Origin of the sequence: Plantibacter sp. VKM Ac-2885, from assembly GCF_015351205.1 — a bacterium.
GTDB lineage: Bacteria > Actinomycetota > Actinomycetes > Actinomycetales > Microbacteriaceae > Plantibacter > Plantibacter auratus.
The window spans coordinates 558,113-569,426 of sequence record NZ_JADKSK010000001.1; the positions used below are offsets into that span (position 1 = coordinate 558,113).

An 11,314-nucleotide genomic window follows, 5' to 3' on the forward strand; every position below is an offset into this window, starting at 1 on the left:
GTCATCGTCTCCGGGGTTCGCGGGCGACGACGTACGGCGTCGGCTCGAAGCCGAACTGCTGCAGGAGCGTCTGGAGGGGGATCTCGGCGGGAAGGGGTTCGAGGCGGAGTTCGAGTCTCGACCCGATGCGCAGCAGCGAGACGACCGGCGGTGCGCCGGTGTCGTCAGCCGCGGCGAAGCTCTCGCCGTCGAAGAGCTGGACCGTCAGCGGACGACCGGCTGCGCCGACGAACAGCGCTCGCCGGATGAGGTGCACGTGCCGGAGCGCGAGGATCGCGTCGCCGCCGTCGAAGCCGAGCAGCGGCCGGTTGCCGGGCGTCGTCACGGGCGTGCCGTCGATGCCGTCGGCGGTCGCGACGCCCGTCACGAGTTCGACGGTCTCCCACACGATCGCCGTCGCTCCGCCGACGATGAGGCTGCCGATCGCCGACTGACGCGGGTCGAGCCGGACCAGCGGGGTCTCGTCGTCGAGGACGCGGACCTCCTCGGCCGTCGGGGCGGGGAAGGGCTGTGGGGTGCTGGGCGTCGACGGGGGCGGCGACGCCGCGTTCACCGAGGGGGTCACCACGGCGGGCGTCGAGGGCCCGCCAAGCGTGAGTCCCGTCGACGGTGCCGACGGTGCCGACGGCGCTGCCGATGCCACCGGGGCAGGGGGTGCGGCGGCGGGCGTCGACGGCCCGCCGAGCGTGAGTCCTGTCGACGGTGCTGGCGACGCGGCGGGCGCCGCGGGGGCAGGTGCCGCCGGGGCGCTCGCCACGGGTTCCTCCTGCGCGACCGGCGCAGGCCTCGGCTTCACCCGACGACGGAGGTAGTCGATGTCCCGTCGCACCGGGGAGGTGTTGAGCGGCACGGCTCAGAGGTCGATTCTGAAGTCGCGCGCCACGCCGGCGAGACCACCGGCGTACCCCTGCCCGAGGGCGCGGAACTTCCAGTCCGAGCGGTGCCGGTACAGCTCGGCGAGCAGCAGCGCCTGGCTGCTGCGGACCTCGGCGATCGGCACGTCGAAGCGCACGAGCTCCCGACCGTCGGGCGTGGCGACGCGGACGAACGCCGAGCGCACGGGCGAGAAGTCGCCGGGCCCGCGGACGTCGGGGTCGATGTAGAGCAGGAAGGCGATCTTCGACACGGCGTCCGGCACGCGCGTCAGCTCGACGTCGATCTCCTCATCGTCGGCCTCCGACGAGAAGGTGACCGCGCCGTCCTGGCTCTCGACCTGGTTGAAGAACACGAGGTGGTCGTCGGACAGCGCCTTGCCGTCGTCACCGCACATGATCGCCAGCGGCACGGGCTCGCTCTGCGGCCCGCGGCTCGCGATGACGTCCCAGCCGAACCCGATGAGCACGGCGTCGAGACCGGGGTTCTCGGCGGTGAGCGCGGCGTTCGCGCCCGCGATCAGCGACGCCATCAGTGCGCACCCAGCACGAGACCGGCGTCGGGCTCCTGGAACTTGTCGGAGAGGAACCGACCGTGCGTCGAGAGTTCGGCGATCGCGCCGATGCGGATCTGGTTGAGGAGGTCGCGGATGGTCTCCTCGATGAGCTCCAGCTGACGGGCGAAGACGATCGTGCTGCGGGAGTCGTCGGTGCGGTCCGCGGCCGGCAGCGCGAGGAAGGAGCGCAGGGGGCTCGGGAGGTAGTCCGTCACCATCGCGGCGAGGAGCACGCGCTGCTCGGTCGACGCACCCTGGTCGGCGATCGTCGCGACGACGAGGCGCAACTGGTCGTCGATCTGTCGGAGCTGCGAGGTGAGCAGCGTGGGGAGGTCGCGCCCCACGGAGCGCACCGAGTCGCGGAGTTCGTCGAGGTGCCGGGCCGTCTGCTCGTCCTCGGTCTCACCGACGGGCGCCGGCGTGGCGTCGACGACGCCGAGCGGCTCGGCCCCGCCGGTCCGCAGTGCGTTCAGCAGTCGTCCGAATGCCATCCCTCGTCCCCTTCGTCCTCAGCGACCCGTGCGCCCGGTCACCCGAGCGTGAGGCTACCGCAGTTCGCGCTGCTCGGCCTGACGGCTGCGCTCGAGGTACGGCTTCGCCTTCTCGAGGCCCGACTCGAGCGCGTTGACGGTGCCCTCCATGTTCTTGGCGGCTTCGGCACGGAAGGTGTCGATCGCGTCCATAGTCTGGAAGACGTTGTCGAACGCGCGCTGCAGGGTCTCGACGCTGACACCGGCGGTGGAGGCCTGCTGGTGGATGCGCGTGGTCTGATCCTTCAGCATCTCGCTCGTCTGCAGGATCATGTTGTTCGTCGTGGTGTTGATCGCGTCGATCTGGTCGAGGACCATCTTCTGGTTCGCGAGGGCCTGCGCGACGACGACGGCGGTCCGCAGGGCGGCGATCGTCGTGGTGCGAGCGCGGTCGACACCCTTGATGAGCTCGAGGTTGTTCTTGCGGATGAGGTCCATCGCGAGGTAGCCCTGCACCGAGACGGCGAGCTGCGTGAGGATGTCCTGGTGGCGCTGGCGGACGGGGAAGAGGACGTCGGCCTCGAGCTTCTGGGCCTCCTCGATGCGTCCGGAGGAGCGGGCTTCGTCGATCTTGGCGACGCAGGCGGCGTCGAGGGCCTTCGCGAAGACGGCGTACTCGCTGAGCGCCTGCATCGTCTCCCAGAGCTGGACCTTCTCGCCGGCGAGGGCGGCGTTGTCCTTCAGGAGCTCGTCCTGGCCGGCCATGAGCGACTTGATGATCTTGTCGAGCTGGGTCTGCGCGGACTCGTACTTCTGGAAGTACTTGGCGAGCTTGTTGCCGCCCGGGATGAACCCGAGGATCTTGCGGCCGACGCCGAGGTCCGCCTGGTTCGGCGTGAGGTCCTCGACGGTGCTGCGGAGGTCGCCGAGCGTGGTCGCGACCTTGATCTGCGCGCTGTCACCCGAACGCTTCGCGCCGGCGACCGAGGTCGACGAGCGGTCGAGCATGCGGGAGGAGTACCCGCTCGACTGCACCATTTCCTTGCCGCCGATCTGGGAGATGCCCTCGATCTTCTGCGTGAACTCGGGCGAGCGCGGGTCGAGCGTCGCGACCTCGGTCACGAAGGAGCGCGCCTGCTGCTGGATCTCCGTCTGGCGCTCCGCCGGGACCGGGACCATGCCCGGTGCCTCTTCGGCCTGCACGACGTCCGGTGCATCCGGAGCGTGCAGCACGAGGGAGGCTGCTGCCTGTTCGTTGGCGTCTGGCGGAGTGAGTGGCGTGCTCATGCGGTCGACCTTGCTCTCGTGTGTGGCTTGCTCGTGGTGGAGGCGTCGGTGCTCAGCCGAGCGGGACGCCGAAGTCGCCGGCGATGCCGGCGAGACCGGTGGTGTAGCCCTGGCCGACGGCCTTGAACTTCCACTCGGATCCGTTGCGGTAGAGCTCCGAGAACAGCATGGCGGTCTCGGGGGCGGCGTCCTCGCTGAGGTCGAAGCGGACGATCTCGGTGCCGTCCTGGTCGACGATGCGGCAGTACGCGCCGCGGACCTGGCCGAAGTTCTGGCGACGCTCGTCGGCCTTGTCGATCGACACGGCGATGATCACGCGCTCGACGTCTGCCCCGACCGCGTTCAGGTCGACCGAGATCTGCTCGTCGTCACCCTCGCCGTCGCCGGTGCGGTTGTCGCCGAGGTGCTTGACGGAGCCGTCCGCTGAGGCGGGCTGGTTGTAGAAGATGAAGTCGGCGGAGGAGCGCACCTTGCCGTTCGCGCCGACGAGCAGCGCCGAGGCGTCGAGGTCGAACGCCTCACCGCTCGTGGTGCGCGGGTCCCACCCGAGACCGACCGTCGCGACGGTCAGGCCGGGGCTGGTCTTCGTGAGCGAGAGGTTGTTGCCCTTTTCGAGGGTGAGTCCTGCCATGGTGATCGCTTCTCCTTCGGAACTGCGCTGTCGCGCGGGGGACTGCTGCGGGTGGTGCTCAGAGCGCCTGGGCGGCGGGGCCGAGGAGGTCCATGACGGAACGCCCGTTGGCGCGCTCGCCGATCGCCTTGAAGGTCCAGCCGTTGCCCTCGCGCGAGACCTTCGACATGATCATCGCGGTGTGCGGACCGGAGTCGGTGAGCTGGTAGCGGGCGACCTCGGGGGAGCCCGGGGTCGAGTCGTCGATGATCCGGCTGAAGGCGTTCTGCACGGTGTCGAAGGTCTGGCGGCTGTAGCTGCTGATCACGAAGACGATCTGCTGGACGGACGGGGCGACCTTCGAGAGGTCGACGAGGATCGTCTCGTCGTCGCCGTCGCCGGCGCCCGTGAGGTTGTCGCCGGTGTGGCTGGCCGAGCCGTCTTTGCTCGCGAGCTGCTGGAACCAGATGGTGTCGAGCACCTTGCCGGTGGCGTCGAAGAAGATCGCTGAGGCGTCCAGGTCGATGTCGGGCGCGGACGAGCGTCCGAAGAAGCCGCGCTTCACCGGTGCGACGCCGTCCCAGCCGAGGCCGAGGCGGATCCGTGTGAGCGAACCGCCGTCCTGCTTCGTCAGTGAGAGCGACTGGCCCTTTTCCAGACTCAGACCCATGGTTCCGTCTCCTAGATGCTTCATCGTGTAGCTGGTGGTGAGGTGTGGGACGTGCGCCCCGGCCGAAGCCGGGAGCGCACGACCACGTTATCGGTTCAGCCGGGCGAACGCCCGGATTCCCGGTCCGTTCAGAGCAGGCCGCGTGAGTCGGAGCTCTTCGCCTGCAGCTCGTGGGCCCGGGCGAGCAGCCGCTGGAGCTCCTCGTCGTCGGCCGCCCTCGCCTGGTGCTTGGGCTTCAGGTTCGCGAACGACTTCTGGCGCTCGACCATGCGGGTGTAGCTCGTCTCGAGTTCGACCTCGTCCACGTGGTGGCCGTCCGGGATGTCCTCCGGGGCGTCGGCGTGGTCGACGATCTTCTTCGCCTGGGTGCGGGCGTCGCTGATGATCGTGTGCGCACGGCCGGCCGGGCTGAGGAGCGAGGCGAGGACCGTGACGGTCAGGATGCCGATGATGACGATGAGCGACAGGCCCGTGCTGATCTCGAACACCGGGATGTGCTCGCCACCGTTGAGGAACGGCAGGGTGTTCTCGTGCAGCGCGTGCAGGACGAGCTTCACACCGATGAATCCGAGGATCGCCGCCAGACCGTAGCTCAGGAAGATGAGGCGGTCGAGCAGGCCGTCGATGAGGAAGTAGAGCTGACGGAGGCCGAGCAGCGAGAACGCCGTCGCGGTGAAGACGATGTACGGGTTCTGCGTGAGGCCGAAGATCGCGGGGATCGAGTCGAGCGCGAAGAGCAGGTCGGTGCCGCCGATGGCGACCATGACGAGCAGCATCGGCGTGAGGACCTTCTTGCCGTTCTCGATGGTGACGAGCTTGTCGCCGTCGTAGCGGTCGGTCGTCTTGAAGAGACGCTTGGCGAGACGGATGACGAAGTTGTTCGCGTCGTCGCTCTCCTCTTCCGGGCGGAGGAGCTTGATCGCCGTGAAGATGAGGAACGCGCCGAAGATGTAGAACAGCCAGGACCAGGCGTTGACCGCGGCGGCACCGAGGAAGATGAAGCCGGTGCGGGCGATGAGGGCGAAGACGATGCCGAAGAGGAGCACCTTCTGCTGGTCGGCCCGCGGCACGCGGAAGCTCGACATGATGATGAGGAAGACGAAGAGGTTGTCGACCGACAGGGCCTTCTCCGTGATGTAGCCGGCGAAGTACTCGGATCCGAGCGTGCCACCGCCGAAGAAGAGGACGCCGAGGCCGAAGACGATGGCGATACCGACGTAGAGGGCCGACCACTTCGCGGCTTCCGGCAGCGTCGGCTCGTGGGCCTTGCGCACGTGGAAGATGAAGTCGAAGGCGAGGAGGGCCAGAATGCCGACGATCGTCAGCAGCCAGACGTATCCGGGGATTTCCATGGGCTGTGTTCTCCGCAGCGCTCGAGGTGGGGGACGGGTGATGTTTAGTTGGTGCCGTCCCACTATATAGTTGGTATGGTCGAACCAACACCCGAACGCACGTATTCAGAAAGAATTCAGCTATGAGCGATGACGTCGACCCCGCCGAGGCGGGAGCCGTCATCCAGGCGTCCCTCGCGACGGTGCTCCGCTGGTCCACCAGGGCGGACAACCGGCGTTCACTGCACGACGCCGAGGGTGCCGCCCTCACCGCCACGGATGCCTGGCTCCTCGAGTACGTCATCTCCGCCGGACCGATCCGCATGTCCACGGTCGCGGGCTGGATGGACGTCGACAAGTCGACCGCGACGGCCGAGGTGCGCCGACTCGAGGAGGGTGGTCTCGTCGTCCGGGAGACGGATCCGAGTGACCGCCGCGCGGTGCTCGTGAGCGCGACGGAGGAGGGACGGACCGCCCTCGAACGACACCGGCAGGCGGCGCAGCAGGTCTACAACACCCTCGTCGGCAAGTGGAGCGAGCGCGATCGAGCGGAACTCGCCCGGCTGCTCTCGCGGTTCGTCGACGAGTTCTCCTGGGTCAGCGACGCCGTCTCGCAGCACAACGCGAGTCGCTGACCGGCGGACCTCACGGGTCGATGCGCACCGGGATCGGTCCCGTCCGCTCCGTCCGCGGTCCGTACACCCAGAAACGGTAGAGCACGAAGCGGAACGCGGAACCGAGGGCCAGCCCGACGATGTTCGCCGACACGTTGTCCGCCAACGGCGTCGTCAGGTGCATCGCGTCGTGGGAGACCCAGAGGCAGGCCAGGGCGATCGCGCCACCCGCGAGACTCACCAGACCGAATTCGAGCGCTTCGCGGGCGACGTCCGAGCGCCGATGCGCGCGGAAGGTGAGGAGCCGGTTGCCCACCCAGTTGGCCACGATGGCGAGTGTCGTCGAGATGCCCTTCGCCACGAGCAGCCCGGAGGTGCCGGTGTGGAGGAACACCGTGTACGCGAGCAGGTTGAAGACCCCGACGTCGACGAGGAAGCCGGCGCCGCCGACGAGGCCGAAGGCGGCGACCTCACGGACGATGGGTCGCCGGAGCAGCGCGCGCGGATCGGGAAGGGCTCGGATCACCACCGCGTCACGACCTGACCAGCTCGAAGACGATGCTGCGGTGGACGGGGATGCGCTGCTCGACGTGGTAGCCGAGCGCCTCCAGATCCGCCACGTTCGGTGAGGTGCTCGACCCTTCGACGACCCAGACGGTGTCGTGGCCGATGAGCCGGTCGTGGATCTCGGACAGCGGCGCGGCCAGGTCCCAGAGCTCGGGGCGGTCGCGGTAGCTCGTCTCGAGCGCCACGTCGTCGAGGCCGGCGAAGGCCTGCGGGTAGAGGTCGATCGCGAGCCGCGACTTGCGCGAGGGCTTCACCGACTGGTCGAAGACGACCGCGTCGCCCGGCGAGGCATGGGCCTGGACGACCTCCGCGGTCTGCCGGAGGTCACTGCCGTCGTCCTTCGCGAACGGGCCGCGCTGTTCCGCGAGGACCGGGGTGGCGAGCGCCAGCACGAGCGCGACACCGATCGCGGTCGCCACCGCGCGGTCCACCCGCTTCGGCAGGAGGTCGACGATCGCCCGGAGTCCGAGCGCCATCATGATGGCGACTGCCGGGACGCAGAAGGTGACGTAGCGGAGGTTGTACATCGGCGTCACGAGGGTGTTGCCGATGATGAGCAGGGCGGTCGGTGCGAGCGCCCAGACGGCGATCATCGCCAGGGCGCGACGCTGTCGGGAGGATCGGCGGACCACGAGGACCCCGATGGGAGCGAGCACGATCAGCAGCCACGCGACCACGGCGAAGGCCGGCGTCTGGAACCACTGGCCGACGAGCACCGATTCCGGCGTCGCGTAGTCCCGCCTGCCGAGGAACGCGATCTGCTCGCGCTGCGCGATGCCCGCGATCACGATCGGAGCGCCGAGGACCAGTGCGCCGACCAGGGACCAGCCCCACGCTCGCATCACTCGCCGCCCTGGGCGTTGGAGCACCATCCACGTGGCGTGCACGAGGAGGAGCATCGCGAGGTACAGGAACAGGTACATCGAGGCGGCGCTCGCGATGGCGAAGAGTGCCCAGCTGCGGCGTGATGTGGACCGACGACGCACGAGCGACACGAACCAGACCGTCAGCCACACGACCGCGGCCATGCCCAGCGCATAGGAGCGCGTCTCGGCGCCCATCCTGGTGACCTGGGGGATGACGGCGAACACGAGGCCCGCCGTGATGCCGATCGCCGGGGTGAAGATGGACCGTGCGAGCACGACCGTGCCGGCCGCGGCCAGACCGACGCCGATCGCGCTCGGGAACCGCGTGACGGCCTCGGCGGTCCCGAAGGCACCGGTCCAGACGTGCAGGAACGCGTAGTACAGGCCGTGGACGGCGTCGATGTGGCCGATCATCCCGAACATGACGGGGAGGGGGCGTTCGGCGGCGAGGACGCTGGCCGCCTCGTCGCCCCAGTACGACGGCGTCCCGATGCCGATGAGGGAGACGAGGGTGGCGAACAGGCCGACGACCCATGGTGCGGCGCGGCCGCCGAGGAGGGTGTGGAGGGCGTCCCACCGACGGCGCGAGGGCGCGGTCGGGACGGTGATCGTCGCAGTCATGGGTTCCCCTCGGACGCGACAACCTGGCGCGTCGTCTCATCGTCCGCCGCTCGGATGAACGCCAGCAGAGAGATTCCTGAGAGGGCGCGGGGGATCCCGCCCGGACCCGACGGCAGGTGGCCGGCCGCCCCGGTGGGGAGTTGTCCCCATCGCGCGGCAACGGCGCGCGGAACAGACTGCTGGAGTCCGCCGCCGAAAGGAATTCCGATGCAGCTCTCCCGCGTCACCGCCCTGATCACCCTCCCCGTCGCAGCCATGCTCGTGCTGGCCGGATGCTCCACGCCGTCGGCCCCCGACGCGAAGCCGACGGAGAAGGCCTCATCGTCCGCGACGTCGAAGCCGACCTCGACCGGATCGGCTGACGGTGAGGTCACCGAGCCTGGAGCGCAGGTCGGGATCGATGAGCCGATCGTCTACGAGTCGCAGGGCACCGACGGCGTCACCGCACTCATCAGCGCGAAGCTGACCGAGGTCACCCCCGCGACGGCCGACCAGGTCGCGTTCCTCAAGACGCAGTTCGACGGCGGCGAACTCGACGGCTACGACATCACGCTCATCCGGCTCGAGATGAGCAAGGTGTCGGGCGACCCGGTGGCGTTCAACAGCGACGCGACCTCCTTCTCGCCCGTCGACGCCGATGGCGAGAAGGTCCAGGAGGCCACGCTCATCGGGTGGGACGAGTGCGGATCCGAGTCGTTCACCGAGGAGTTCGACGCTGGCGCGCCGATCACGCAGTGCTACGTCGCGGCGGCTCCCGCCGGTGGCAAGGCTCCGGCAGGCCTCATGTACGACGGCGGTTTCACCGACCCGAACCCCTACGACTCCTTCGACGGCGACCCGATCCTGCTCATCAAGGACTAGCTGTACTGCAGGCCTGAGTGCCCTTCGACAGGCTCAGAGACCGAATCGTTCCGGGTACACCTCTCCCGGTCACTGAGCTTGTCGAAGTGCCCACGAGGATGCCGTCCGGCACGTCGTCAGGCTCTGGGACCGGAGCGCTTCCGGGCCCACGTCTCCCGGTCACCGAGGTGATGCGGCCCGAACTCCCCTTCGACAGGCTCAGGGACCGGAGCATCGCGGGTGAACCTCTCCCGGTCACTGAGGTGGCGCAACCGGAGTGCCCTTCGACAGGTTCAGGGACCGGAGCGTTCCGGGTGAACCTCTCCCGGTCACTGAGGTGGCGCAACCGGAGTGCCCTTGGACAGGCGCAGGGACCGAAACGTCGCGGGTTGACATTCCCCGGTCACTGAGCCTGTCGAAGTGCCCACGAGGAACCCTTCGACAGGCTCAGGGACCAGGGGGTCAGAACGGTGCCGGATCGGGTTCCGTCCGATGGTGTTTCCCGTCGGGTGTCGTCCAGTCGAGGACCCCGCCGGGTCCGTGGTCGAGGTTCCATCCGGGCAGATGCTTCATCCGGTGGTGATGTCGACAGAGACAGGCGAGATTGCCGACATCTGTCGGGCCGCCGTCTTGCCAGGCAATCGAATGGTCCAGGTCGCAGGCCCTGGCTCGTCGCCCACAGCCCGGTGCCCGACAAGTGCCGTCCCGTAGGCGCACCGCGCGTTGCAGGTCGGCCGGAACGCGGTACTGGTTCCGCCCGACGGAGAGGATCGCGCCGGTTTCGGGTTGGACGAGGATCCGGGTGAAGCTGGGGGCGTTCACCGCGATACGGGCTGCGGTCTCCGGGTCGATCGGACCATAGCCATCGAGCATGCCGGGTGCGTCGGAGACGCCGGCCATCGTGAGCGCCGGGACGGTGATCTGCACGGTCGGCTTGATGTGCTCCTGGACCTCGATCGGGTGCGGCAGGACTGGGCTGGTCATGATGTCGTCGGGTGTGACGCCGGTGAGCGCGAGCGCCGCAAGGGCGTCAGCCTGCAGCTGAGCGCACGTGCGGGTGTCACCCGCTGAGCGGGAGTCGGTGGCTGCTGCTTCGACGCGCTCGATGATGCCTTGCGCGATGGGCGCGGTGGTGAACAGGTGCACCCATGCCATGCCGTCGGCGGCCGGCTCGAACTCGACGCGGCGGTCGGCCTCGGAGCGGACCGCGCGTGCGGTGATCGACTCGGGGTGGAGTCGCTCGCGCAGCACTCGGGCGCGGCCCTTGAGCCCGGCGGCGGTCATGCGCTCCGCCACGGGGAGGACTGCTTCGAGGAACGCGGCCCGGCCCGCGGGTGGGACGTCGCAGAGCTGGTCGGTGATCACCTGTGCGTGCCGCGCCGAGATGCGGCCCGCTTCGAGCGACGCCAGCACGGCCGGTGCGTCGTTCACGAGACGTTCGGCGTCGTTGGTCGCACGCTGGATCGTCCGTTCCGGCGTTCGCGTCGCCATCGCAAGGGCCGCGCAAGTGGAGCGGCGGGAGAGGTCCTGCCGTTCGGCCGGCGGGAAGATCGCCGGGACCGTGGCGTCGGCGAACGCGTCCGCATAGGCGGCGGAGCGGGCCAGGAGGCGCGCTTTGCGGGCGTCGAGGACGGCTTGTTGCCGGTGGAGCTCTGCCCATTCGTCCGAGAACTCCGCGAGCTGCGCGGCGTACTCGTCGCCGACGCGGATCGCGGTGAGGGTGGTCTCGGTCATGGAACCAGTCCACCATGGACCACTGACATTCCAGATGCTGAGTCGGGACGGCTGTGGAAGTTGCTCGTGGGCCCTTCGACAGGCTCAGGGAGCGGAGGAGGCATGCCGGACTCGTGGGGTTCACCCGTGGGCCCTTCGACAGGCTCAGGGACCGGGGGAGGTCCACCGGGTTGGCGGGGTTTCTCCGGGGGCGGTGAGCCGAGTCGGGGGGGGGGGGGGGGGGGGGGGGGGGGGGGGGGGGGGGGGGGGGGGGGGGGGGGGGGGGGGGGGGGGGG

Annotated in this window: 12 protein-coding genes; 2 read left to right on the top strand and 10 right to left on the bottom strand. The window is 69.2% G+C overall.

Features of this window, described 5'->3' with window-relative positions; translation table 11 throughout:
* Position 1: 1 nt before the first annotated feature.
* The 7 genes from ITJ66_RS02660 to ITJ66_RS02690 form a co-directional block, all read right to left on the bottom strand.
* A complete protein-coding gene (locus tag ITJ66_RS02660; RefSeq protein ID WP_194643244.1) occupies positions 2-850 on the bottom strand; it encodes a hypothetical protein in 849 nt (282 codons plus the stop codon).
* Positions 851-853: 3 nt separating this feature from the next.
* Positions 854-1,405, bottom strand: coding sequence for a TerD family protein (locus ITJ66_RS02665; RefSeq protein WP_194643246.1), 552 nt, complete (start codon positions 1,403-1,405; stop codon positions 854-856).
* Positions 1,405-1,920 carry a hypothetical protein gene (locus tag ITJ66_RS02670; RefSeq protein WP_079704609.1) on the bottom strand — a complete coding sequence of 172 codons (516 nt, stop codon included), beginning with the start codon at positions 1,918-1,920 and terminating at the stop codon, positions 1,405-1,407. Before ITJ66_RS02670 ends, ITJ66_RS02665 begins: the two co-directional genes overlap by 1 nt.
* Before the next feature lie 54 nt (positions 1,921-1,974).
* The gene (locus tag ITJ66_RS02675; protein WP_079704610.1) at positions 1,975-3,186 is read right to left on the bottom strand and encodes a toxic anion resistance protein; all 1,212 of its coding nucleotides are present in this window, start codon (positions 3,184-3,186) and stop codon (positions 1,975-1,977) included.
* Between the two features lie 52 nt (positions 3,187-3,238).
* Positions 3,239-3,817, bottom strand: coding sequence for a TerD family protein (locus ITJ66_RS02680; protein WP_079704611.1), 579 nt, complete (start codon positions 3,815-3,817; stop codon positions 3,239-3,241).
* A gap of 58 nt (positions 3,818-3,875) precedes the next feature.
* On the bottom strand, positions 3,876-4,466 hold the full coding sequence (locus ITJ66_RS02685) for a TerD family protein (RefSeq protein ID WP_138945985.1): 591 nt from the start codon (positions 4,464-4,466) through the stop codon (positions 3,876-3,878).
* Positions 4,467-4,594: 128 nt separating this feature from the next.
* Positions 4,595-5,818, bottom strand: a complete 1,224-nt coding sequence (locus tag ITJ66_RS02690) for a TerC family protein (RefSeq protein WP_194643248.1) — start codon at positions 5,816-5,818, stop codon at positions 4,595-4,597.
* Between the two features lie 122 nt (positions 5,819-5,940).
* On the opposite strand from ITJ66_RS02690, the gene ITJ66_RS19960 reads away from it, so the two are divergent.
* On the top strand, positions 5,941-6,432 hold the full coding sequence (locus ITJ66_RS19960) for a MarR family winged helix-turn-helix transcriptional regulator (protein ID WP_194643250.1): 492 nt from the start codon (positions 5,941-5,943) through the stop codon (positions 6,430-6,432).
* Positions 6,433-6,442: 10 nt separating this feature from the next.
* Here ITJ66_RS19960 and ITJ66_RS02700 read toward each other — a convergent pair whose 3' ends face one another.
* Positions 6,443-6,940: a GtrA family protein gene (locus ITJ66_RS02700; protein ID WP_370582548.1), complete on the bottom strand. Its 498-nt coding sequence runs from the start codon at positions 6,938-6,940 to the stop codon at positions 6,443-6,445.
* 4 nt (positions 6,941-6,944) lie between these two features.
* On the bottom strand, positions 6,945-8,465 hold the full coding sequence (locus tag ITJ66_RS02705; RefSeq protein WP_194643252.1) for a glycosyltransferase family 39 protein: 1,521 nt from the start codon (positions 8,463-8,465) through the stop codon (positions 6,945-6,947).
* A 207-nt stretch (positions 8,466-8,672) separates the two neighbouring features.
* Here ITJ66_RS02705 and ITJ66_RS02710 point away from each other — a divergent pair, with 207 nt between their 5' ends.
* On the top strand, positions 8,673-9,326 hold the full coding sequence (locus ITJ66_RS02710; RefSeq protein ID WP_194643254.1) for a hypothetical protein: 654 nt from the start codon (positions 8,673-8,675) through the stop codon (positions 9,324-9,326).
* A 441-nt stretch (positions 9,327-9,767) separates the two neighbouring features.
* Here the strand turns inward: ITJ66_RS02710 and ITJ66_RS02715 are convergent, their stop codons facing one another.
* Entirely contained in the window at positions 9,768-11,039 is a 1,272-nt protein-coding gene (locus tag ITJ66_RS02715; protein ID WP_194643256.1) for an HNH endonuclease signature motif containing protein, read from the bottom strand.
* Positions 11,040-11,314: the final 275 nt, after the last annotated feature.